Below are 22,936 nucleotides of genomic sequence, written 5' to 3'. Positions count from 1 at the left end.
AACAAAACAGCCCCGTCTTCGGAGCTGTTTTTCTCTATGCTTTCTTTTGAGATTGAAACTCAATAAAAATCGAAATCAGACTAGAAGGCTAGGCGAAAGCATAACTCAAGTTAGCTCCCATAGTTCGGGGAACTATGGGAGGTTGTAGATGAATCAAAACCAAGCTTTGAACTCATTCGTAAGAAGCCGACGACGTATCATTTTGATTTTTGAAGAGTTTTAGAAATACTACGATTTTTACCTTCCAGATACACCATCAAAATAGAAATATCTGCTGGGTTTACTCCCGAAATACGGCTGGCTTGGCCGATGGTTTCTGGATTGATAAGTTTGAACTTCTGACGGGCTTCTGTTGCAATGGAGTCAATATCATCCCAGTCAATATTGGCTGGAATGCGTTTTTCTTCCATGCGTTTCATCTTAGCAACCTGATCCATGGCCTTAGAAATATAGCCTTCGTACTTGATTTCTGTTTCAATCAATTCGATAATCTTGTCATCCAAATCCTCAGCAGCTGGCCCGATGAAGGCCACCACATCTTGGTAAGAAACTTCTGGTCGACGGAGAAATTCTTTGGCTGTCACTGCATCTGTCAATGGCTTGAAGCCCATCTCCTCAACCTTGGCATTGGTTTCCTTGACTGGCTTGAGTTTGATACTGTCTAGTCGCTTCATCTCATTGTCAAATTGATTTTTCTTGATTTCAAAACGAGCCCAGCGCTCATCATCCACAAGTCCAATCTCACGACCTATCTCTGTCAAACGCATATCAGCGTTGTCATGACGGAGTATGAGACGGTATTCAGCACGACTTGTCAAGAGACGGTAGGGTTCAATGGTCCCCTTGGTCACCAAGTCGTCAATCATCACCCCGATATAACCGTCACTGCGCTTCAAAATCAACTCAGGCTTGCCTTGGATTTTCAGAGCCGCATTGATACCAGCGATAATTCCTTGGCCAGCAGCTTCTTCGTAACCTGACGTTCCATTTGTCTGACCAGCTGTGAAAAGCCCTGAGATTTTCTTGGTTTCAAGTGTTGCACGCAACTGGTGTGGCAAGACCATGTCGTACTCAATGGCATAACCAGTACGCATCATCTCAGCATTTTCCAAACCTTTGATGGAATGAACCAGCTCACGCTGGACATCCTCAGGCAGACTGGTTGAAAGTCCCTGAACATAGACTTCCTCAGTGTCACGCCCTTCGGGTTCTAGAAAGAGTTGGTGGCGTTCCTTGTCCGCAAAGCGCACAATCTTGTCCTCAATCGACGGACAGTAACGAGGCCCCACTCCCTTGACCACACCTGTAAACATAGGCGCACGGTGGAGGTTGTTTTGGATAATCTCATGACTGATACCGTTGGTATAAGTCAACCAGCATGGCACTTGGTCCTTGACATAGTCCTCATCACGTGAAGTGTATGAGAAGTGATTAGGTGCCTCGTCTCCTGGCTGAATCTCTGTCACATCATAATTGATAGAGGAAGCCTTGACACGTGGAGGCGTTCCTGTCTTGAAACGACCGATTTCGAGTCCCAGTTCCTTGAGATTGTCAGCTAAGTTAATCGAAGCTAGGCTGTGGTTAGGACCTGACGAATACTTGAGGTCTCCGATGATGATTTCCCCACGGAGTGCAGTCCCTGTCGTCACGATAACAGCCTTGGCAGCATACTCTTGATGGGTAGCTGTACGCACACCGACAACCTTGTCATCTTCCACCAAAATCTCATCAATCATGGTTTGACGAAGGGTCAGATTCTCTTGATTTTCAACTGTCTTGCGCATCTCCTTAGAGTAAAGTTCCTTGTCAGCCTGCGCACGAAGGGCACGGACAGCAGGCCCTTTCCCTGTGTTGAGCATCTTCATCTGTATGTAAGTCTTGTCAATATTCTTGGCCATTTCCCCACCAAGGGCATCCACTTCACGCACGACAATCCCCTTGGCAGAACCACCGATCGAAGGGTTACAAGGCATGAAAGCCAGCATTTCGATATTGATGGTTGCAAGCAAGACCTTACAGCCCATACGGCTGGCAGCCAAGGAAGCCTCAACCCCAGCATGTCCCGCACCAATTACAACAATATCGTATTCTTCCGTAAAATTATAAGTCATTTCTTAACCTTTCAAAAATTTCTCGCAAATAAGGAACTAACTTCTCCTCCTCTAGAGCTTGATCCATAGTAACCCATTTAAAGTGTGTATGCTCTTCAGGATCTAATCTGATAATTGGCTTCTCCCCAACCCACTCTGCTTTATAAACTAAGCGAGTAAAGACCGTATCCTTAGAGGTATCCAGTTGACTATCTTCGTGAAGAAGTTTGAGCGAACTGCTATCTAGCCTAACTCCCGCTTCTTCAATGCATTCTCTAAGAGCTCCATCTCGCGGAAGTTCACCCTTTTCAACACTGCCACCAGGAATATCCCAGTAAGTCGGATAAACGTTGGGTTCTCCTCTTTTAATTTCCGAACGCTGAATGAGTAAGTAATCACCACCACTATGAACAAGTACATGGGCAATAAGCTTAACCATCATTTTCTCTCCTATTCCTCAAGATGAATGTGTCTTAGTTGGCCGTCCCAGTCTGGTAGAGTTGTTTTTAAAAAGGCTGGAACTAGCTGGATATTCTGGAGTTCATCCAAGTCAATCCACTCACAGGGCTGCCTTTTCTCATCTTCCTGCATGGTCAATGGGGCATCCTCAAGCAAGTCCACCAGATAATGAAACTCAATGTTGTGATAGGAAACACCGTCCTGTTCAAAACGATTTTCAACCACGAAAGCTAGCTGCCCAGCTTGAGCTTTGACACCTAGTTCTTCCTTCACTTCACGGACTACCGCGTCTTCCGTACTTTCATTGACTTGAATCGCACCGCCAATAGTGTAATACTTACCCTTATCTTTGGTAACTAGGAGCTTGCCATTTTGGAGAATCAAGGCTGTCGCTCGAACACCAAAAACCGTATTGTCCACTTTTGTCCGAAAGTCTTGTTGAGTCATTCTTGTCCTTTCCCTTAAAACGACACAAAAACAGTCAAAACTCTGAGAAGTGCAGGACAAAAAAGCCTGCAACATCCATGAGCTTTGACCATCATTTCTATTGCTTTTATTATTGTAGCAAATTGAGAAAATTTGTCAATCTAAATGTACTGACAAACTTGTCCATCGCGATAAGCATTATCAATCAAACCGCCACCTAGACACTCATCGCCATCGTAAAAGACAACTGCCTGTCCTGGTGTGATCGCGCGTTGTGGCTCTGCAAAGATGACCTCTGCCTTGTCTCCTTTGACATGTACTGTCACCTTAGAATCAGGCTGACGGTAGCGGAATTTAGCTGTACATTCTAGCGTAAATTCCTCTGGCATCTCACGAGTAAAGTGAACTTGACTGGCCTCTAGACTGGTTGACATAAGCGAATCATGGTAGAAACCTTGGCCGACATAGAGGATGTTCTTGCTTAGGTCTTTTCCAACAACGAACCACGGCGCATTGTCTCCTCCGTGTTGTCCACCGATACCGAGACCGCCACGCTGACCAATCGTATAATACATCAGACCTGCATGCTCACCCATATCGCGACCATCCACAGTCATCATGCGACCAGGCTGGGCTGGCAGGTAGTTACTGAGAAAGTTTTTAAAGTTCTTTTCTCCGATAAAGCAAATCCCTGTCGAGTCTTTCTTCTTAGCAGTCGCAAGACCTGCCTCTTCTGCTAGTCTGCGAACTTCAGGCTTTTCCAAATGCCCCAGTGGGAACATAGTTTTTTGGAGTTGTTCTTGCGAAAGTTGACTGAGGAAATAGGTCTGGTCCTTGCCATTGTCCACGCCACGAAGCATGTGAACGATGCCATCCTCATCACGCGCCACTCGAGCATAATGCCCAGTCGCTACATAGTCTGCACCCAAGGTCATAGCATAGTCCAAAAAGGCCTTGAACTTGATTTCCTTGTTACACATAACATCTGGATTTGGCGTGCGTCCCGCACGGTATTCCGCTAGGAAATACTCAAAAACGCGGTCCCAGTACTCTTTTTCAAAATTGACAGAGTAGTAAGGAATGCCGATCTGGTCTGCCACCGCAGCCACATCCTTGTAATCTTCGGTCGCCGTACAGACGCCGTTTTCATCTGTGTCATCCCAGTTCTTCATGAAGATACCGATCACATCGTAGCCCTGCTCCTTGAGCAAGAGAGCCGTCACCGACGAATCAACACCACCACTCATCCCCACAACAACACGTGTTTTAGAGTTATCACTCATGGTAAGTCTCCCATCTATTCGTTTATTCATACCCTCAAAATTCTATTTACTATGACTTTCAATAGAATTTCTTTGAGTATAGTCTTTTCGTTTGCTTTTAGGAGTAAAATGGTCTGGGAGACCATTTTAGCCTATCATCTTAAAATGAAAATATGATAGGCAACGAGTCGCAGGCATAACTCGAGTTAGGTAAGACGAGTTAACGACGTAATAAAAGATAAACGAAATGACTAGTTCACGATTGAAGGTCGTGTGTGCTTCAACGATTGAAGGTCGCTTGAGCAGTATTCATTATAACACGCTTGGTTGGAGAAGACAAGAAAGAGGCTGATAAATCATCTCAACCTCTCTTTCTTACTTTGTAAACGAATCAATTCTCCCTTTTAAGTTCTTTCTTCGCTTGTTCTATCTGGTGTTTCACTTGCTCAAAGCCGGTTCCTCCTAAGGAATTCCGTCTCTGAACAGCAGTCTCCGGACGCAAGTAGATATAAATATCCTCTTCAATCAAGGGGTGGTAGGTTTGCAACTCCTTCAAATCCCAATCTTGGATATTTTTACCATGCTTGATAGAGTCTAGAACCAGTTTTCCTACAATTTCATGCGCTTCTCTAAAAGGAAGACCTTTTTCTGCCAAATAATCTGCCAGTTCGGTCGCATTCGAAAAATCATTCTCTGTGGATTGCTGCATTTTGGCCTTATTAACCTGCATGCTCGATAGCATACCTGCCAACACATCCAGAGAATTCAAAATCGTTTCTACTGTATCAAACATGCCTTCCTTGTCCTCTTGCAAATCCTTATTATAGGCCAGAGGCAAAGACTTCATGACGGTCAATAGTCCAAGCAAGTTCCCGTAAACTCGGCCTGTCTTCCCTCGAATCAATTCCGCCATATCAGGATTTTTCTTCTGGGGCATGATAGACGAACCCGTTGAAAAGCTATCAGACAAGCTAATGTACTGATACTCAAAACTGCACCAATTGATGATTTCCTCACAAAAACGGCTCATATGCATCATCAAAATGCTGGCATTTGACAGAAATTCTAAGATGAAATCACAGTCACTCACTGCGTCCAAGGAATTGGTATAGGGTTGCTGAAAGCCCAATAAATCACTCGATAATTGACGATCGATTGGAAAAGTTGTCCCCGCTAAGGCAGCCGCACCTAGGGGAGATAGGTCCGTATGTTTCAAGTTAAATGCAAAGCGTTCGCTGTCCCTTTGAAACATATTGTAATAAGCCATGAGATGGTGGGCAAAACTAATCGGTTGGGCGTGCTGCAAATGGGTGTAGCCTGGCATGATGGTTTCCACATGTTTTTCAGCCAAATCCAGCAAAATACTGTTCAGATTCGCCAACTTATCCAAGACATGGCCAAGCTGCTCCTTTAGATATAAGTGCATATCCGTTGCGACTTGGTCATTCCGAGAACGAGCCGTGTGTAGTTTCCCAGCCAGAGGACCGATTTTCTCTGTCAGCAACACTTCCATATTCATATGAATATCTTCATTTGCAATATCAAAATGAAGCTCTCCTGCCTCTAAATCTCGCAACAAAGCTTTCAGACCATCTTGGATCTGCTCTGCCTCTTCCAAGCTTAAAATGCCAGTCTGTCCTAGCATTTGAACATGAGCTAAGGAACCCATCAAATCAAATTTTGCCAGCTGGTGGTCAAAGGAAATACTCGCACCGAACTGCTCTACCCAATCTTCCACAGTGCCTTCAAATCGACCACCCCATAATTTTGTATTTTTCGACATATCCTGTCGTCCCTTTCTATCGCGTCACTACTCAACATTTTTCTGAACTTCTGAATAAACCTTAGTCGGAAGCCCCCAAAGCTTGATAAATCCAACAGCCGCATCTTGGTCAAAAGTATCCGCACTGGTATAAGTCGCCAAATTTTCATCGTAAAGAGAATTTGGAGATTTCCGAGCCACTACCTGGGCGTTCCCCTTATAAAGTTTAACTTTTGCAGTTCCATTGACAACTTTCTGTGTCTCCTTGATATAGGCAATCAAAGCCTGAGTTGCTGGGCTAAACCACAAGGCATTATAGATGAGATTGGACAACTCATTTTCGATAATTGGTTTAAAATGAGTCACTTCTCTCACAAGAGTCAAGTCCTCAATCTCCTTATGAGCTGCCAATAAAGTCACAGCACCTGGGCACTCATAAATCTCTCTTGACTTAATACCGACTAGGCGATTTTCCACATGGTCAATACGACCAACACCGTGTTTACCCGCAATTTCATTGAGCTTTTGAATCAAAGCAGCCACTTTCATCTTCTCACCATTTAGTGAGATGGGCACCCCGCAGCTAAACTCAATGTCAATAAATTCTGGACTGTCTGGTGCCTCTTCTGGTGAAGATGTGATTCCAAATGCTTCTTCCGGCGCTTGGTTCCAAGGATTTTCCAAAACACCACATTCATTTGCACGTCCCCAAAGATTTTGATCGACAGAGTAAGGATTGTCAAGGTCAGCAGGAACTGGGACCCCATTTTCTTTGGCATATTGGATTTCTTCTTCACGAGACCATTTCCACTCACGAACAGGCGCAACTACCTTTAGATTGGGATCCAAAGCTGCAATAGAGACTTCAAACCGAACTTGGTCGTTTCCCTTGCCTGTACAACCATGGGCAATTGTGGTTGCCCCCGTCTGATGAGCTATTTCAACGAGTTTTTTTGAAATAAGAGGGCGACTCAGAGCAGATACCAAGGGATACTTCTGTTCGTAGTAGGCATGAGCCTGAAGAGCCACTAAAACATAGTCATTAGCAAATTCTTCCTTAACATCAATGACATAAGACTCAACAGCCCCAACCTTGAGAGCTTTATCATGGATGAACTCCAAGTCTTTTCCTTCACCCACATCCATACAAACAGCAATCACATCATAGTCTTTTTTTAACCATGTAATAGCAACTGATGTATCCAATCCACCTGAATAGGCTAAAATGACTTTTTCCTTACTCATTTCTCTTCCTTCTTTCTATTTTTCGATAGAGGCTTTAAAAGCATCGTCAATCAATTTGTCCAACTCCCCAGAATCCTTCAACTTCTGGATGGTTTTATCAACCGCATCTTTTAATTCTTTACTATCTTTTTTCATCGCAACAGCGTAGGAATCTTCTTTGTCATTGTCAAAATCAAACTCAGCGATGGCTAGGTCTGGATTATTCTCTACAAATCCTTTCGCCACTGGTTCCTCAAAGATAACCGCATCCAGTTGCCCTGATTTCAAATCTGTTATCAAATTTCCATTTTTAGGAAGTGAAACGAGAGAAGAATTCTGCAAGGTTTCTTTGGCTAAAGTTTCCTGGATAGAACCTTTCTGCGCTCCAACCTTTTTCTGAGCCAAATCCTTGACTGATTGGTAATTCGTTAATTCAGATTTTCTTACGATAACCTTATTTTTCGAAGTGTAGTAGGGAATTGAAAAATCGTAAACTTGACTTCTCTCCTCCGTTTTAGAAACACCTGATATGGCAAGATCGGCCTTTCCTGAATCAAGACTAGCCAGTACATTGTCAAAACTCATTGGAGAGAACTCCACTTCTACACCCAGTTCCTTTGCGATGGCTTTGGCGAGCTCAACATCTGAACCTACAATCTGATTTTTCCCATCGACCAATTTCTGGTATTCAAATGGAGCAAACTCTGGATTTAGGGCCACCACCAATTTTCCTTTAGCCTTAATGGCTTCAACACCTTGGGATTGAGTGTTACTACAAGCAAATAATAAGGGAAACATAAGCAAACCAAACATCGTCATCAACACCTTCTTCACTTTATTCATAGAAAAGCCTCCTTTTATTTTTATGCTTTATTGTTGTATAAATAATACTCTTCTCATCTTCGTTTGTCAAGCCAAAACTGAATTTTATTTCATTTTAAACAAAAAAACTTAGGGAAATTACATAAAAATGTTATCCCTAAGCGTATTTATGCTATTCATTTTTTTGGAAAAATATAATCACTCTATTAAATGTCAGACGACAGAGAGATAAACGAACTCCCTACATTCTCTTTCACAATTCAATAACTCGATGGCATTGTTGAGCCACATAGGCATCGTGGGTAACGATAATGACCGTTTTCCCTTCCTTGTTCATATCTAAGAGAAAGTTTAAAACCAAATCTCGATTTTCAGGATCTAGAGAACCGGTTGGTTCATCTGCTAAAAGGAGCTGACTGGGTTTTAAAATAGCTCTAGCAACTGCGATTCGCTGCTGCTCTCCTCCAGATAACTCTGAAACCTTTTGATGTAGAGTTGATGGCAACCCCACTCTCTCTAAAATTTTTTCTATCTTTTTGACTTTGTCTTTCTTGGACAATTTCACATACTTCAGAGCAAGCATGAGATTATACTCTACCGTTTCATTGTCAATCAGAGCAAAGTTTTGAAACAGATAAGAGATATGTTCGCGGATAATCGCTTGCGACTTAGCAGAATTGACAGGTACATTTTTCTGACCGAAAATTTCATAATGTCCACTATAATCACCATCTATCAAACCCAATAGATTTAATAAGGTTGACTTGCCACTACCACTCTTTCCAACTATCGCAACTAAATCCCCTTGGTTAATCTTTAGAGATAAGTTCTCCAAAATAACTTTTTTCCCAATGGTTTTCGTAACATTTTCCAACTTTATCATAAGATGTCCCCTTTCAATAACTGCGCTACATTTCGTTTTTCCATCTTAGAACCTAAGAAAAGTACAAACAGAATATCTAGGCATGTAAATCCTGCGAAAAGCAAGAGTGGAAAAAGAGCGTGGGCAAAGAATAACAAAACCATAAAAGGAAGGCTATAAACGGCTAATAGAAGACCCAGCAAGGAACGATACCGATCTATCAATTTCCAACCCATAAACTTCTTGGTAATAATATCTGTTCGCTTCAATAAGAAAGTTGTTACTAGTAAGAAGTAGGAAATCATCATGCTAAGGAGACCAAACAAAGCAAAGAGTAGGTTAAAATTCCGAACAGCATCTCGGTAAGAATCTACTTTCTCTTGTTGAATCGCTTGAATAGATGAAAATTTTAAATAATTCCCATCTGACAATTTCTCAACTAACGCTGTCACCTCTTTTTGATGTTGAACCGTATTTTCGATTTTAATGGGATTATTTAAGCCTGTTGTTGACAGGGAGGCTTTTTCATCCCACATCATATCAGAATCATTGACCAAGCTAATAATTGGATTGTAGAGATTTTCCTTTCGCTTATCACTATATGGAAAGAACGACCAATCACCTTCATAGTAAGCAATTTCGACGTCCATCTCCTCTATCGTTCGTTTTTGCTGCTCTTCATACTTCATCGAAAGATAGGCAATTAATTTCCCCAAGAGCTGATTTTTATCTTCTTCACCTTTTGTACTTGCTGGCATCAAAATAACTTTTTTAGTGCCGGTATCGGGTAGCTTGAATCCCTTGCTCTTTAGAAAATTGCGGTTAGCATAGTAAACAGTTAGCGTATCAGCCAGTTGATACTGCTGCACTTGTTCTGCAGTGGCAAAATTTTTGATAGGCAGGTTACTAGTTTGCACATAGCCCGCCTGCGTTTTTTCTACCAAATCCTGATAAAATCGATAGAAATAATCCACTGCTTGCCCTGAGCCTGCCAACTGCTCTTGCCACAGGGTATCATTGAGTTGGAAGGTTTCTAAGGTCAGATAATTTCCTTGACTGATCCACTGTCTCTGGTAATCCAACTCTTTGTTTTCTTGCTCCAAACTTTTTACCACCCCAATCAGTAAAACTGTCAGTAAAATGGTTGTTCCAATTTTCATCAAATAATTAAATATCAAACCCAATTTGAAAGATGAAAAACCTTTCAGCAGAGAGCTGATTGTCATTTTTTGGATTAAGAGGTAAGTCAACCAACTGATAAAGAGATAAAGTTGCAAAAGCAAAAAATGCGACAACCACAGCATAGGGAACAAATCTTTTGGCTTGTAATCAAGCAAGAGAAACACTCCTAGATTGATCACAAGCGCTCCACCTAGGAGGAGGTAAAGGTTGCCTTTTACAACATCAGCTAAAACAGCCCTATCTTGAAAACCAAGTAATTTTTGTACCCCAACTCTTTTCATTTCCATCATCGGCTGATACACTGTTACTAAGACAAGAAGCAAAATAGCCAAGACAAAAACAATGGCAGATAAGAGCAAATCTCGATTTATGACTTCCACTGCACTTTTGTAGGTTGGCTCTAGCAAGGTAGCCTGGTCGGTTTTGAAAAAATCGCTCCATTTCTTTACAATCCCATCCTTGTCCATCTCTTGTGTAGAAGTTATCGTATAGCGACCATTTAAACTACGAGATGTATCCTTGATATAGGTTTGAAAAGTCATAAGCTGAATAGGCCTGGCTTTTAGAAAGGTCGGAATCGTACCAAGTTTATTGGAAATTTCTTTATTACTGTAAACTCCCTCACCATCTGTGGTAAAATCAAGAGAAGAAATCCCAAACTCTTGGTAGGGGAAAGTATCTTTATCAAAAACACCAGACTTGATTACCTCATCACCACTGTCTGTTTTGATAATAGAGACTTTGTATTCCTTTGATACATCCTCAAAAAATCGAAGAACAGATCCTGCAGGTTCATTAATATCTTTCAAATACAAATCCAAAGAATCTACAGTCTTTCCCATTTCCCGAATCCGCACCACTTCTCGTGTGTAGTTTATATTAAAAACAAAAAAAGTGGTACACAAAAGCAGGAGTAACATACAGAAATTACTGATTTTTTTCATAAAGATACCTCCAATAAAGTTCTCCCTCTCCTAATAGGAGAGGGAAAATTCCACTTAAAATCCATAGAAATATTCTAATCCTGTTGGCGGAATCTTTGTGAGGGAAGCTTGAGCCCAAACCTAGGGAGCTTCACGCTCCTTAGAGATTCTACTACCATGTCGGACCGTTGCTGTATGAGATCGAGTAGAATGTAAATAATCAGAATATCCAAAAGTTCCTGTCCAACCTACTCCATAATTCCATTGACCACCATCAACCCATACTGCTAAAGCATTTGTAGTAGCAAGCAAACCGCATGCCATTACGGTTGCTACACCATTTTTTTCATATTTGCTTCATATTATACAGTATTTTCAGAAAAAAAGATAGAATTATTCATTTGTAAACATCGAAGTTCTGTTCTTTAAACAAGATTGATTATAACATTTTTTGAAGAATACAAGGGAGTCCCATATTGACTCCCTTGATTTGAAAAATATTTTAACTATTATCTTTATTCTTAAAACTAGAAATTGTAATATATTACCACATTCGTTTGATTTCTTCTCTATAAGCGACCTTATATCTCATTGCTGCATCATAGTAAAAATGGTAACAGTATTTGTAAAATTGATACCCTTTTCGATAGTATCTGTTTAGTTTTACATACATGCCCGGAGCTCCTTGTCCTAATAAGGCATCTAATATTGAACCAATACCAATCGCAGGGGTTAAATAAGGGATTAGAGCAGAAATAACACCTAGCAATACTGTACGACCTCTATTTTGAAAGTCAATATTATAAGTATGTGTATCAAGATAATACCAAGTAGTAGCTGATCTCGCCATAACAGGCTGTTCAGTTGACTGCTCTTCATCTTTACTTACTTGAACCATACTATCAAATTCATCTGAGGTTAGTTCTAAGACCCCATCAATAAAAACATTGTGTTCGTCATCAATATATACTTTTGACACCGTTCCATCTTCGTTTGTGATTGCTAGATTATGTGAATCTACAACACGAACATACGACGGATTGGATTGAAAATCAGACGTTGTCAAATTAGATTTGCTATTCATAGCAGATTCTAAAGCTAAAGCCGTTGGAGAGAATATATTAAGAAAAATTATGGTCAAAAGAAACAGAGAACATTTTTTCATTTTGCAAACCTACTTTCTTATAAAATATTTAATGACAACATAACTAATAGGGAATGTTAACAGTATCAAAAATATAATTTGAATCTTATAAATATCTGGTTGAAAAAATGAAATATAACAACCCGTCAACAACAATCCCATGAAAACGACACCAAAAATAAAATCAACTATATAGTCATTTTTATTTCTTTTCAAAAATATCACCTCCTAGCACTATACAAATCTAACACCAATTGGCTAATGATAGCACATTACGTCTCTATATGTCGTAAGCTCCCTCCTCTCTTGATTAAATAACTAGCGCATTATATTGGCCAATTCCACGGAAACTGTGAAGCTAAGGTGACCAAGAATGCAAAAAAGACCAAAAAGCGAAATACTTTTTTATCCATAATGTTTCTCCTATCTTTTTATAGCTATATTATAACTCTTTTTCTTAACGCCAAAGATTTTTGTTTGCTTTTTCACAAAATTATCTTAGATCTTTATTTTACTTTTTCTGTCTTTATGATACAATATTTTTAATCAATTTCTATTTTTTGTTAACTTTTTTCACAAATAAGGAGGAAATCATGCGCTACGATTTTGGAAATGTTTATAAAGAAATCCGTGAGTCAAAAGGTTTAACCCAAGAGGAGGTCTGTGAGGGTGTTCTCTCAAGAACCAGCCTATCAAAAATCGAAAGCGGGAAAACAACTCCTAAATATGAGAATATGGAGTTTCTTCTCCAGCAAATTAATATGACCTTTGAAGAGTTTGACTATATTTGCCATCTCTATCAACCTAGCCAACGAGCGGAAATCATACAAAACTACCTTAATATGAGCTCAATCCTAGGGACTAGTGAACTTATCAATTTATTTCAAAAATGTCAAGACTATCTCAAGACCCACCACGATCTCCCTATAAAAGAGATAAGAGATATGCTAAAAATTGTTATCTATATCCGCCAAAATGGGACTAAAAAACTGTCAATCGAAGTTAACAATACTGTAAAGAAGCTATGGAAGAAGATAGAAAAGCAGGACACTTGGTACGAGAATGACTTAAAAATCCTCAATACCATTCTCTTTACCTTTCCTATAGAACATATCCATCTCATCACTGGAAAAATCTTGCAACGCTTAGAAGTCTATAAAGACTATCAACATTTATATGACTTGCGAATGGCAATCCTACTCAACCTCTCTACCATTTACTTATACAATCAAGATAGAAATATGTGTAAACAAATATGCTACACTTTACTGGAGGATGCCAAGAACAAGAAAAGCTACGATAGGCTTGCTATCTGCTATGTCCGTATTGGGATTTGTACGCATGATTCTAAACTTATCCAAAAAGGATTCTCCCTTCTGGAACTAACCGATGAAACCTCCATGCTATCTCATCTCAAAAAAGAAGTAGAGACCTATCATCAACCAAAGGAAATATAAAAAAGTCGAGGGATTTCCTCGACTTTTACATATTTTTCTGTTAGCTAGTTCTTAATACCAACCGTTGTTAAGCCAGAAGTTCTTGGCAGCTGTCCATGAACCGTAACGTCCTGCAACGTAGGCATCTGCTACACGTTCTTGGTTTTCAGCTGAGTAGTCACCGTTCAAGTATGAATCTGTCAATTGGTAACGTCCGATGTATTGGCCGTTTGTAGCTGTGTAGCTACCACCTGATTCTTTTTGAGCGATCCATTCTTTGGCTTCTGCTTCAGAACCACTTACAGTAGATGTTGCTACAGTGTTGCTTTCTGCTGCTGGTGCTTCATAAGTTGTAGTTGCAGCTGGAGCTTCTTCAACTGTTTCTGTAGCTACTGGAGCTGTTTCTTCCGTTGTTGCTGCTGGAGCTGCAGTAGAAGCTGTTCCTTCGATGACCAAAACTTGGTCAACATAGATAAGGTGAATATCTTTGATGTTGTTTTTTGCTGCTAATTTTTCAGCAGTCGTGTTGTACTTCTCAGCGATTTCTGAAAGAGTATCACCTGATTTAACAGTGTAAGTTACAGTTTCTTGCGCAGAGGCAAGAGCCGGGGCAAAGAAAGCAAGCAAAGCTGCTACTCCTGCGATAGTTGTTTTGATTTTTTTAGTTGTTAATGACATATCTAAAAATTCTCCTTCCATTGAATATATCTATGATACCTTTTAAATGTTACCGTTGTTTAACGGTTATATGTAGAAATATTACAAAAATGTTTTATATTTACCGTTTTAAGGAGGTTTTTGTCACAAAAGACCTTATTTTATACCATCTTTAATCATTTTGAGCTTTTGATAAGGGAAACAAGCGCAGAGGTCCATTCTTTGATATAATAGTTATAAGAATCTTTATAAGGGGAAACAGATGCAATCACTTCGTTTTCAATCTGTCTTTGATATTATCGGACCAGTCATGATTGGCCCATCAAGTAGCCACACAGCTGGAGCTGTTCGTATCGGAAAAATTGTCTCTTCCATCTTTGACGATACGCCAACAGAAGTTGAATTCCAATTATTTAATTCATTTGCCAAGACCTACCGTGGTCATGGAACTGACCTTGCTCTCGTCGCTGGTATTTTAGGTATGGATACGGACAATCCCGATATTCCAAATAGCCTTGAGATTGCCCATAAACGCGGTATCAAGATTGTCTGGACCATTCAGAAAGACAGCAATGCCCCTCATCCTAATACCACTAAAATTACTGTGAAGAATGAACACAAATCCATCAGTGTGACAGGAATTTCCATTGGTGGGGGAAATATCCAAGTTACGGAGCTTAACGGCTTTGCTGTCTCTCTCAACATGAACACACCAACCATTATCATCGTGCATCAGGATGTCCCAGGTATGATTGCCCATGTTACTGAAGCCCTCTCTCGTTTCGATATCAACATCGCTCAGATGAATGTGACTAGGGAAAAAGCTGGAGAAAAAGCCATTATGATTATCGAAGTCGATAGTCGAAGTTGCGAAGAGGCGATTGAAGAAATTCGAAAAATCCCTCATCTCCACAATGTCAATTTCTTTAAGTAGGAGGAAACATGTTTTATTCTATCAAAGAATTGGTCGAGCAGGCGGATCTAGACTTCCAAGGAAATGTCGCAGAACTCATGATTGCGACCGAATATCAACTAACCGGTCGAGAACGTTCAGAAGTTCTCCTCCTCATGGAACGCAATCTAGAAGTCATGAAAGCCTCTGTCGAGCTCGGTCTCAGTGAAAACAAATCCCGTAGTGGCCTAACGGGTGGAGATGCGGCCAAACTAGACCGCCATCTCAAAAGTGGCAAGGCCTTGTCGGACTTTACCATCCTATCAGCCGCCCGAAATGCCATCGCGGTCAATGAACACAATGCGAAGATGGGCTTGGTCTGCGCTACTCCAACCGCAGGGAGTGCTGGTTGTTTGCCAGCCGTTCTCACTGCTGCTATCCAAAAACTAGACCTTAGTCACAAAGAACAGCTGGATTTCCTCTTTGCTGCTGGTGCCTTTGGACTAGTCATCGCAAACAACGCTTCTATCTCAGGTGCTGAAGGTGGCTGCCAGGCCGAGGTTGGCTCTGCCTCTGCCATGAGTGCCGCAGCCTTGACCTTGGCTGCAGGTGGGACCCCCTATCAGGCTAGCCAAGCCATCGCCTTTGTCATTAAAAATATGCTGGGCCTCATCTGCGATCCCGTCGCTGGTCTGGTTGAGGTTCCATGTGTCAAACGAAATGCCATGGGAGCCAGCTTTGCCTTTATCGCGGCAGACATGGCCTTGGCAGGTATCGAGTCTAAAATCCCTGTTGACGAAGTCATCGATGCCATGTACCAAGTCGGATCTAGTCTTCCAACTGCCTTTCGTGAAACGGCCGAGGGTGGACTCGCCGCCACACCTACTGGTCGCCGCCTACAAAAAGAAATCTTCGGAGAATAAGCTTATCTATATCTATTAGGAGAAACTATGCCCTCTATCTCAGCAATCTTTTTTGATCTGGACGGAACCCTGGTTGACAGTTCCATCGGGATCCACAATGCCTTTACCCATACCTTTAAAGAGCTAGGAGTTCCAAGCCCTGATGCCAAAACCATTCGTGGTTTTATGGGACCGCCACTTGAAAGTAGTTTTGCAACATGCCTTCCCAAGGAACAAATCTCAGAGGCTGTGCAGATATACCGTTCTTACTACAAGAAAAAAGGGATCCACGAAGCCCAACTCTTCCCCCGAATAACGGAATTACTCCAAGAACTTTCACAAAACTACCCTCTCTACATCACTACAACAAAGAATACTCCTACTGCTCATGATATGACTAAAAATCTGGGAATCCATCATTTCTTTGATGGCATTTACGGCTCTAGTCCGGAAACACCACACAAGGCGGATGTCATCCGTTTTGCCTTGCAAACGCATCAACTCCCTGCAGACCAAGTCCTTATCATCGGAGATACCAAGTTTGATATGATTGGAGCCCAAGAAACTAGCATCAAAAAGTTCGCTGTTACTTGGGGATTTGGAGAAGAGGCTGATTTGCTCAGCTATCAACCTGACTGGATTGCCCGTACCATTGACGATATCATTAAGCAACTATAAATAGTACAACGATTTGAAATTACAGAGTAAAAAGGCCAAGGTCCTGTACAAACAGAACCTTGGCCTTTTATTTATAATTAGTTGGGCGATCTTACTCAACGTGGGTTGTCTCATTTGCAAAGGAAATAATCGCTTCTTTGAGCTCATCTCCACTGAGTGAACGGAATTCTTCAATCTTTTGATCGATGGCTTCTAGAGGCATGACGTTAACCTTACCAACGAAAATCTTATCCATGACTTGGTTATCAACCAATTCGGTCGAAACCAAGAGTTCTTCGTAAAGTTTTTCGCCTGGACGAATACCGACTTCAACGATTGGAATTTCACTTTCTGTGTGCCCGCTTAGAAGGACCATTTTCTTAGCCAAGTCGTAGATCTTAACGGGTTTGCCCATATCAAGGATAAAGACTTCTCCGTCCTTGGCATAAGCCCCAGCATGGATGACCAGACGGCTAGCCTCTGGAATGGTCATGAAGTAACGTGTCATACGGAAGTCTGTCACCGTTACAGGACCGCCTTCAGCAATCTGACGTTCAAAGACAGGAATCACACTACCACGGCTACCAAGAACATTCCCAAAACGAACTGCACAGTAGGTTGATTTACTACGTTGGTTAAAGCCAGTGACAATCAACTCTGCCACGCGCTTAGTCGCACCCATAACATTCGGTGGATTCACCGCCTTGTCAGTCGAAATCATGACCATCTTAGGCACCTTGGCTGCATCAACAGCCTTGGCAACATTATAGGTCCCGAGGATATTGTTCTTGAAGGCTTCTTTTGGATTGCGCTCCATCATTGGAACATGTTTGTGTGCTGCAGCATGGTAGATGATAGCTGGTTTGTACTGTTCAAACACTTGTAAAAGACGATCATAATCCTGAATATCTGCAATGACAGGAACATAATCAATCCCTTGGAATTTACGAATCAACTCATGATAAATAAGGTAGATTGAATTTTCACCATGTCCAAGCAAGACGATACGCTCTGGGTTGAAGCGGCTAATCTGGCGACAAATTTCCGAACCAATCGAACCACCAGCTCCTGTCACCAAGATGGTCTTGCCTGTAATCTCAGTACCCAGACGTGATTCGTCAAGGCGAATTTCCTGACGGCCCAAAAGGTCCGTGATATCAATTTTTTGGAAACCACTACCCGATTGATGTAAACCTTGAACAACCGTCTCAACTTTAGGCATCTTGTAACATTTGACACCTAGTTTATTACACATCTGCAAGATACGTTCATACTCTGATGGATCAAGCGAAGGGATTGCTACGATAACACGCTCGATTTGGTGACGTTTGGCCAATTCAGGTAGATTATCATAAGAGCCCAAAACTGGGATTCCACCTAGTTTTTGTCCCTTTTTCTTTTCATCGTTATCCAAAATCCCCACTATCTCAAGCTCGCTAGTTGGATGTTGGTAGCTGTTCATAAAGAGGGCGCCACCATCACCAGCACCGATCAAGAAGGTACGGCGATGCTCTCCATCTCCACTACCTTGCTTGCGCTTAGAATAAATCAGCTGCCAAGTGATACGAGGAAGCAAGATGAGGAAGGTACTCAACAAAATGAAGAGTACGATGAAACGGATAGAAAACAATGGAAGAAAGGCATAGCAGATTCCATAAGAAAGAACACTGCTGAGCATCACTCCGAAAAAGATTTTCATGAAATCCGTAATCTTGCTATAACGACTGATACTAGCATTTAGCCCCCAAAATGCAATCATGATTTGATAGAGAAGGAAGGCTAAAAGAGTGTAAATCACATAGTCCACAGGCGCAGGATTTATAAGGCCATAAAACAAGATATAAGATACGATGATGGAAACCACCATACTCAGAATATCGAATATCCCCCAAAACACTTGTTTTTGCTGTTTATTTAAAATTTCAACCAGATCAATCACGTAATCTGTTAGTTTTTTATTCATAGGAATTTACTCCCCCTTAAAAGAGTCAAATGATACTATTGTTATGATAACCCGAATCGTTCAATCTATCAGGTCTTACTTGCTCTTTCTTAAAAGTTTGACAAAGATAAACTGACGTACAAAACCTGGACAAAGTGCAACAATTGCCTGAATGAACATACTTTTAGCATATTCTATGTAAGAAATTTGCCCTCGCTCAAGCATCCGTTGGCGAGCTTGACGGTAGAATTTAAGGTAACGCAAGCCACCTCGACGCTCAAACATCCCTGCACCGACACGAACCTTACACAAGATTTGATCTAGGTTGCCAGTCTTGGCACCTGACGTAATCATATTGAGCCAAAGGAGATCATCCTCCATGTAAAGCCCGTCTTCGTAGTTGCCCGCCTTGAGGACCATGTCCTTTTTGAACATGACTGTCATATGGTTAAAGGCGCTTCTCATTCTCTGATAAGCCACAATGTCTGCGTGCTGAGTTGGAACACGACGATAAGACACAATCTCATCTGGATTGTCAATGAACTCTGCAATCTGCCCACCTAAGAGATCGAGATCTTCTTTCTCCATTAGCTGAAGCTGTTTCTCAAAACGATCCGGAACGGCTAAATCGTCCGTATCCATCCGTGCAATAATGTCATACTGACACTGTAAAACACCGTATCGAAGAGCCAAGCCTAAACCTTGATTTTGCTCTAAGGGGCACCGTTTCACTGGAATGTCTGACTGAGCTTCCACTTCATCTAGCACCTGATAGAGCTCTGGCGTGAGGGGCCCATCCTCAACAAGAACAAGTTCACTCGGTTTCAAGGTTTGATTTTGAACACTTTTGATAGCATCTCTCAAAAACGTCGGGCTTTCCTTTACATAAACCGACATCAAGACGCTGATTTTTTGCTTTTCAGGCACCGTTTTTCTCCAATATATAGATTTCCTTCCACTATTTTATCACAAATTTTCTCACTTTCCTATTTTTATATCAAATCAAGGAAAATTCTAGTAAAGAAATGTATCTCCTTTCACTCTATTCTCGCTTAAATCAATCGAACTTTCTTAGCTGTCATTACTTGACATTATATAGAAAAAACCTTAAAATAAGCTGTTATTAAAATCATCTATTCGAGGTTTTTATGAAAAAACAATCGCTCTTTTTTGTTCTAGGAATTGTCTTAATCGGGACTGTTTTACGCTCTCCTTTCACTGCTCTTCCAACCATTTTAGGAGATATCGCTCAAGGATTAGGAGTGGAGGTTAGTTCTCTTGGGATTTTAACCAGTCTCCCTCTCTTGATGTTTGCTCTTTTCTCGGCTTTTGCGAGCCTCTTGGCACAAAAAATCGGTTTGGAACACCTCTTCACTTACTGTCTCCTCCTCTTAACTGTTGGCTCTGCCATTCGGATTTTCAATCTTCCCCTTCTCTATCTAGGAACTCTGATCATCGGAGCGAGCATTGCTATTTTCAATGTACTCCTCCCAAGTATGATCCAGGCAAATCAGCCTCAAAAGATTAGTTTCCTAACAACTCTCTATGTCACTGCCATGGGGGTTTCAACGGCCATCGCTTCTTATCTTTCGGTCCCTATCACCCAAGCTAGTTCTTGGAAGGGCCTCATCCTCGTTCTCAGCCTTCTATGTCTGGTCACTCTGCTAGTCTGGTTGCCAAATCATCGCCACAACCACCACCTAGAAAGCCAAAAAGAAAAGCAAGTCAAAGAAAATATTCTAAAAAGTAAAGATGTCTGGGCTATCATTATCTTTGGCGGGCTTCAGTCCTTGCTCTTTTATACAAGTATGACCTGGTTGCCAACTATGGCTATTAGTGCTGGTCTTTCTAATAGCGATGCGGCTCTTCTGGCTTCTATCTTCTCGCTGATCAGCATTCCTTTTTCAATGACTGTTCCAAGTCTGACAACTCATCTGTCAGACGGCCACCGTCGAATCATGCTAACAATTATCTCTATCGCTGGGATGACAGGAATTGCCATGCTCTTGTATCCAAGTAGCAGTTTCCTCTACTGGTTAGTCGTCCACCTCTTGATTGGAACGGCCTGTAGTGCTCTCTTTCCTTATCTCATGGTTTGCTTCTCACTTAAGACCAGCTCGCCTGAAAAGACTGCGCAACTCTCAGGCCTGGCGCAAACAGGGGGCTACATCTTGGCGGCCTTTGGTCCTACCTTGTTTGGTTATAGCTTTGACCTTTTCCAATCTTGGATTCCAGCTGTCCTTGCCCTTCTAGCCATCGATATCATCATGACCATCTCACTCTTTATGGTGGATCGGGCGGATAAAATCCTCTAAACTTCTAGTTTTTACTAGGAGTTTTTTATATATAAAATTTTTACACATATTTCTTGACAGGGCTTTCAACTTGAGATACAATATATTTGAAAAGAGTATATATAAAATTTTTATATAATATAAAGGAGGTTTCCCATGTACTTCCCAACATCCTCTGCCTTGATTGAGTTTCTCATCTTGGCTGTACTGGAGCAGGGGGATTCTTATGGTTATGAGATTAGCCAGACCATTAAACTCATCGCCAATATAAAAGAATCTACGCTCTATCCCATTCTCAAAAAATTGGAAGCCAGTGGCTTTCTAACCACCTACTCTAGAGAGTTTCAGGGGCGTATGCGCAAATACTACTCCTTGACCAATCGGGGCGTAGAGCAGCTCGTTACTCTAAAGGAAGAGTGGACGCTCTATACCGACACCGTCAACGGCATCATAGAAGGGAGTATCCGCCATGACAAGAACTGACTATCTGACTCAGTTAGAAACCTATCTCCATAAACTACCTGAAGCTGACCGCATCGAAGCCATGGACTACTTTAAGGAACTATTTGACGATGCAGGTTCAGAGGGCGAAGAGGAACTCATCGCCAGTCTAGGAACACCAAAAGAAGCAGCTCATGATATCCTCTCTGATCTTCTCGATAAAAAAGTCAATGAGGCACCTGCTCAAAAGAATGATCGCCAACTGCTACACATTGCCCTCCTGGCCCTGCTAGTAGCTCCTATCGGAATTCCGGTCGGGATCGGCATCCTCATGGCCATCATCGGTATTTTTATCGCGGCTGCCTCCGTCATTCTAGCCTTCTTTACTGTCTCTGTGACAGGTATCCTACTGGGCGGACTCTTTATCGTAGAGAGCTTTAGTGTCCTAGTCGAAGCCAAATCTGCCTTTATCTTGATTTTCGGGGCCGGTTTGCTTGCTATCGGTGCTTCTTCTCTTGTTCTACTGGGCATCTCCTATGTAGCTCGTTTCTTTGGCCTTCTGGTTGTCCGCTTGGTGCAATGGATTCTTAAAAAAGGAAAGAGAGGTGACAGACATGCGTAAATTGACGAAAGGATTTCTCATTTTTGGTGTGGTTACCACAATCCTTGGTTTTATCATGATCATTGTAGGCGCCCAGTCCAATGGTATTCAAAGTTTGCTTGCCATGTCAAAAGACCCCGTCTATGACAATCGTATCGAAGAAGTAACCTTTGGAAGCGAAGTGGAAAAACTTGATTTGACCCTTGAAGAACACAGCCTAACCATCACAGAATCTGTAGATGACAAGATTCACATCACCTATCATCCGTCAGCGTCTGGCCGTCACGATCTGACTACTGGCATGAGTGACAAAACACTGAGCGTCACTGACAAACAAGCCTCCCAACATCGTTTTCTTGGTTCAGGAATCGAAGGCCTACTTCGTATTGCTAGCAGTTATTCTAGTCGTTTTGACGAAGTCATACTCTCCCTCCCTAAAGGAAGAAGACTACAAGCTATCACCGTCTCAGCCAATCGTGGACAAACTAATATTCGCCAAGCCAATCTTGAAAATGCGACAATCAAAACAAAAGGCTACCTCTTAAGACTAATAGAAAGTTCTATCAAGAACAGCACACTAACGACACCTCATATCATCAATATCTTTGATACCGAATTGACAGATAGTCAGGTCAAAACGGAGGAGGGGCACATCTATGCTGAGAATATTAAGGTCCACGGCAAGGTAGAGCTAGACTCTCATAACGACTTAAGACTCTTTCTTTCTAAGACAGAATTCGATCGTATCAATCTAGACATTTCTTCTCAGCACGGAGGTATTTATCGTAAAGCACAAAGAGAACATCCTAAACAAAAAGAGAATGAACTTGCCAACCCCTACAAGACAGACAAAGCAGATGTCAAGGACCTGCTCATTGCAAAAGCCAACCAGGATATCTACCTACCCAAGGAAGAAGAATACTCTGCTCCACCTAGAAACCATTGACAAAAACGCTTT

General features: G+C 41.6%; 21 protein-coding genes and 1 pseudogene. 8 read left to right on the top strand and 14 right to left on the bottom strand.

Annotated elements, in window-relative coordinates:
* Window positions 1-197: 197 nt before the first annotated feature.
* The 11 genes and pseudogenes from mnmG to M1F74_RS06215 form a co-directional block, all read right to left on the bottom strand.
* A complete protein-coding gene (gene mnmG, locus M1F74_RS06265) occupies window positions 198-2,111 on the bottom strand; it encodes a tRNA uridine-5-carboxymethylaminomethyl(34) synthesis enzyme MnmG (RefSeq protein ID WP_247946603.1) in 1,914 nt (637 codons plus the stop codon).
* Window positions 2,101-2,532, bottom strand: a complete 432-nt coding sequence (locus M1F74_RS06260; RefSeq protein WP_247946602.1) for an NUDIX hydrolase — start codon at window positions 2,530-2,532, stop codon at window positions 2,101-2,103. Before M1F74_RS06260 ends, mnmG begins: the two co-directional genes overlap by 11 nt.
* A gap of 8 nt (window positions 2,533-2,540) precedes the next feature.
* Window positions 2,541-2,996 (bottom strand): NUDIX hydrolase, encoded by a 456-nt coding sequence (locus M1F74_RS06255; RefSeq protein WP_247946601.1) that lies wholly within the window; start codon window positions 2,994-2,996, stop codon window positions 2,541-2,543.
* A 140-nt stretch (window positions 2,997-3,136) separates the two neighbouring features.
* Window positions 3,137-4,258: a tRNA 2-thiouridine(34) synthase MnmA gene (mnmA, locus tag M1F74_RS06250; protein ID WP_007520866.1), complete on the bottom strand. Its 1,122-nt coding sequence runs from the start codon at window positions 4,256-4,258 to the stop codon at window positions 3,137-3,139.
* A 370-nt stretch (window positions 4,259-4,628) separates the two neighbouring features.
* Window positions 4,629-6,020, bottom strand: coding sequence for an argininosuccinate lyase (argH, locus tag M1F74_RS06245; RefSeq protein ID WP_247946600.1), 1,392 nt, complete (start codon window positions 6,018-6,020; stop codon window positions 4,629-4,631).
* A gap of 27 nt (window positions 6,021-6,047) precedes the next feature.
* Entirely contained in the window at window positions 6,048-7,244 is a 1,197-nt protein-coding gene (locus M1F74_RS06240) for an argininosuccinate synthase (protein WP_247946599.1), read from the bottom strand.
* Window positions 7,245-7,259: 15 nt separating this feature from the next.
* Window positions 7,260-8,066, bottom strand: coding sequence for an ABC transporter substrate-binding protein (locus M1F74_RS06235; RefSeq protein ID WP_125328319.1), 807 nt, complete (start codon window positions 8,064-8,066; stop codon window positions 7,260-7,262).
* A 232-nt stretch (window positions 8,067-8,298) separates the two neighbouring features.
* Window positions 8,299-8,928, bottom strand: a complete 630-nt coding sequence (locus M1F74_RS06230; protein ID WP_247946598.1) for an ABC transporter ATP-binding protein — start codon at window positions 8,926-8,928, stop codon at window positions 8,299-8,301.
* Window positions 8,925-11,033, bottom strand: a complete 2,109-nt coding sequence (locus M1F74_RS06225; RefSeq protein ID WP_247946597.1) for a bacteriocin-associated integral membrane family protein — start codon at window positions 11,031-11,033, stop codon at window positions 8,925-8,927. Before M1F74_RS06225 ends, M1F74_RS06230 begins: the two co-directional genes overlap by 4 nt.
* A 54-nt stretch (window positions 11,034-11,087) precedes the next feature.
* Window positions 11,088-11,366 (bottom strand): annotated as a pseudogene (locus M1F74_RS06220) (lactococcin 972 family bacteriocin); the annotation flags it as partial.
* A 190-nt stretch (window positions 11,367-11,556) separates the two neighbouring features.
* Window positions 11,557-12,177 carry a hypothetical protein gene (locus M1F74_RS06215; protein ID WP_061407542.1) on the bottom strand — a complete coding sequence of 207 codons (621 nt, stop codon included), beginning with the start codon at window positions 12,175-12,177 and terminating at the stop codon, window positions 11,557-11,559.
* 572 nt (window positions 12,178-12,749) lie between these two features.
* Here M1F74_RS06215 and M1F74_RS06210 point away from each other — a divergent pair.
* The gene (locus tag M1F74_RS06210) at window positions 12,750-13,613 is read left to right on the top strand and encodes a helix-turn-helix domain-containing protein (RefSeq protein WP_247946596.1); all 864 of its coding nucleotides are present in this window, start codon (window positions 12,750-12,752) and stop codon (window positions 13,611-13,613) included.
* Between the two features lie 51 nt (window positions 13,614-13,664).
* Here the strand turns inward: M1F74_RS06210 and M1F74_RS06205 are convergent, their stop codons facing one another.
* Complete coding sequence (locus tag M1F74_RS06205; protein WP_000060311.1) at window positions 13,665-14,270, bottom strand: LysM peptidoglycan-binding domain-containing protein; 606 nt, start codon at window positions 14,268-14,270, stop codon at window positions 13,665-13,667.
* Between the two features lie 241 nt (window positions 14,271-14,511).
* Between M1F74_RS06205 and sdaAB the strand changes: the two genes are divergently transcribed.
* The 3 genes from sdaAB to M1F74_RS06190 are packed head-to-tail and all read left to right on the top strand — an operon-like array spanning window position 14,512 to window position 16,721.
* Window positions 14,512-15,183 (top strand): L-serine ammonia-lyase, iron-sulfur-dependent subunit beta, encoded by a 672-nt coding sequence (gene sdaAB, locus M1F74_RS06200; RefSeq protein WP_033584754.1) that lies wholly within the window; start codon window positions 14,512-14,514, stop codon window positions 15,181-15,183.
* An 8-nt stretch (window positions 15,184-15,191) separates the two neighbouring features.
* The gene (gene sdaAA / locus M1F74_RS06195; protein ID WP_084852810.1) at window positions 15,192-16,064 is read left to right on the top strand and encodes an L-serine ammonia-lyase, iron-sulfur-dependent, subunit alpha; all 873 of its coding nucleotides are present in this window, start codon (window positions 15,192-15,194) and stop codon (window positions 16,062-16,064) included.
* Window positions 16,065-16,091: 27 nt separating this feature from the next.
* On the top strand, window positions 16,092-16,721 hold the full coding sequence (locus M1F74_RS06190; RefSeq protein ID WP_001139311.1) for an HAD hydrolase-like protein: 630 nt from the start codon (window positions 16,092-16,094) through the stop codon (window positions 16,719-16,721).
* A gap of 91 nt (window positions 16,722-16,812) precedes the next feature.
* Here M1F74_RS06190 and M1F74_RS06185 read toward each other — a convergent pair whose 3' ends face one another.
* Window positions 16,813-18,663, bottom strand: coding sequence for a polysaccharide biosynthesis protein (locus M1F74_RS06185; protein ID WP_247946595.1), 1,851 nt, complete (start codon window positions 18,661-18,663; stop codon window positions 16,813-16,815).
* A gap of 75 nt (window positions 18,664-18,738) precedes the next feature.
* Complete coding sequence (locus M1F74_RS06180; protein WP_061588567.1) at window positions 18,739-19,569, bottom strand: glycosyltransferase; 831 nt, start codon at window positions 19,567-19,569, stop codon at window positions 18,739-18,741.
* 221 nt (window positions 19,570-19,790) lie between these two features.
* Between M1F74_RS06180 and M1F74_RS06175 the strand changes: the two genes are divergently transcribed.
* From M1F74_RS06175 to M1F74_RS06160, 4 genes are all read left to right on the top strand, one after another.
* Complete coding sequence (locus M1F74_RS06175; protein ID WP_061588566.1) at window positions 19,791-20,957, top strand: CynX/NimT family MFS transporter; 1,167 nt, start codon at window positions 19,791-19,793, stop codon at window positions 20,955-20,957.
* A gap of 135 nt (window positions 20,958-21,092) precedes the next feature.
* Window positions 21,093-21,419, top strand: coding sequence for a PadR family transcriptional regulator (locus M1F74_RS06170; RefSeq protein ID WP_000273860.1), 327 nt, complete (start codon window positions 21,093-21,095; stop codon window positions 21,417-21,419).
* Window positions 21,406-21,999, top strand: coding sequence for a DUF1700 domain-containing protein (locus M1F74_RS06165; protein ID WP_061588565.1), 594 nt, complete (start codon window positions 21,406-21,408; stop codon window positions 21,997-21,999). The genes M1F74_RS06170 and M1F74_RS06165 overlap by 14 nt, the downstream gene beginning before the upstream one ends.
* Window positions 21,992-22,924, top strand: coding sequence for a DUF4097 family beta strand repeat-containing protein (locus M1F74_RS06160; RefSeq protein WP_061588564.1), 933 nt, complete (start codon window positions 21,992-21,994; stop codon window positions 22,922-22,924). The genes M1F74_RS06165 and M1F74_RS06160 overlap by 8 nt, the downstream gene beginning before the upstream one ends.
* The last annotated feature ends 12 nt before the right edge of the window (window positions 22,925-22,936 follow it).

Source organism: Streptococcus oralis (assembly GCF_023109315.1).
Classification (GTDB): Bacteria; Bacillota; Bacilli; order Lactobacillales; family Streptococcaceae; genus Streptococcus; species Streptococcus oralis_BS.
The sequence above is the reverse complement of the archived record's forward strand: the minus strand, read 5'-3'. Positions and strand labels throughout refer to the sequence as shown.

Excerpts from the sequence above, each read along its gene's own strand:
- mnmG (WP_247946603.1), bottom strand. The coding sequence starts at position 2,111 with ATGACTTATAATTTTACGGAAGAATACGATATTGTTGTAATTGGTGCG.
- M1F74_RS06260 (WP_247946602.1), bottom strand. The coding sequence starts at position 2,532 with ATGATGGTTAAGCTTATTGCCCATGTACTTGTTCATAGTGGTGGTGAT.
- M1F74_RS06255 (WP_247946601.1), bottom strand. The coding sequence starts at position 2,996 with ATGACTCAACAAGACTTTCGGACAAAAGTGGACAATACGGTTTTTGGT.
- mnmA (WP_007520866.1), bottom strand. The coding sequence starts at position 4,258 with ATGAGTGATAACTCTAAAACACGTGTTGTTGTGGGGATGAGTGGTGGT.
- argH (WP_247946600.1), bottom strand. The coding sequence starts at position 6,020 with ATGTCGAAAAATACAAAATTATGGGGTGGTCGATTTGAAGGCACTGTG.
- M1F74_RS06240 (WP_247946599.1), bottom strand. The coding sequence starts at position 7,244 with ATGAGTAAGGAAAAAGTCATTTTAGCCTATTCAGGTGGATTGGATACA.
- M1F74_RS06235 (WP_125328319.1), bottom strand. The coding sequence starts at position 8,066 with ATGAATAAAGTGAAGAAGGTGTTGATGACGATGTTTGGTTTGCTTATG.
- M1F74_RS06230 (WP_247946598.1), bottom strand. The coding sequence starts at position 8,928 with ATGATAAAGTTGGAAAATGTTACGAAAACCATTGGGAAAAAAGTTATT.
- M1F74_RS06225 (WP_247946597.1), bottom strand. The coding sequence starts at position 11,033 with ATGAAAAAAATCAGTAATTTCTGTATGTTACTCCTGCTTTTGTGTACC.
- M1F74_RS06215 (WP_061407542.1), bottom strand. The coding sequence starts at position 12,177 with ATGAAAAAATGTTCTCTGTTTCTTTTGACCATAATTTTTCTTAATATA.
- M1F74_RS06210 (WP_247946596.1), top strand. The coding sequence starts at position 12,750 with ATGCGCTACGATTTTGGAAATGTTTATAAAGAAATCCGTGAGTCAAAA.
- M1F74_RS06205 (WP_000060311.1), bottom strand. The coding sequence starts at position 14,270 with ATGTCATTAACAACTAAAAAAATCAAAACAACTATCGCAGGAGTAGCA.
- sdaAB (WP_033584754.1), top strand. The coding sequence starts at position 14,512 with ATGCAATCACTTCGTTTTCAATCTGTCTTTGATATTATCGGACCAGTC.
- sdaAA (WP_084852810.1), top strand. The coding sequence starts at position 15,192 with ATGTTTTATTCTATCAAAGAATTGGTCGAGCAGGCGGATCTAGACTTC.
- M1F74_RS06190 (WP_001139311.1), top strand. The coding sequence starts at position 16,092 with ATGCCCTCTATCTCAGCAATCTTTTTTGATCTGGACGGAACCCTGGTT.
- M1F74_RS06185 (WP_247946595.1), bottom strand. The coding sequence starts at position 18,663 with ATGAATAAAAAACTAACAGATTACGTGATTGATCTGGTTGAAATTTTA.
- M1F74_RS06175 (WP_061588566.1), top strand. The coding sequence starts at position 19,791 with ATGAAAAAACAATCGCTCTTTTTTGTTCTAGGAATTGTCTTAATCGGG.
- M1F74_RS06170 (WP_000273860.1), top strand. The coding sequence starts at position 21,093 with ATGTACTTCCCAACATCCTCTGCCTTGATTGAGTTTCTCATCTTGGCT.
- M1F74_RS06165 (WP_061588565.1), top strand. The coding sequence starts at position 21,406 with ATGACAAGAACTGACTATCTGACTCAGTTAGAAACCTATCTCCATAAA.
- M1F74_RS06160 (WP_061588564.1), top strand. The coding sequence starts at position 21,992 with ATGCGTAAATTGACGAAAGGATTTCTCATTTTTGGTGTGGTTACCACA.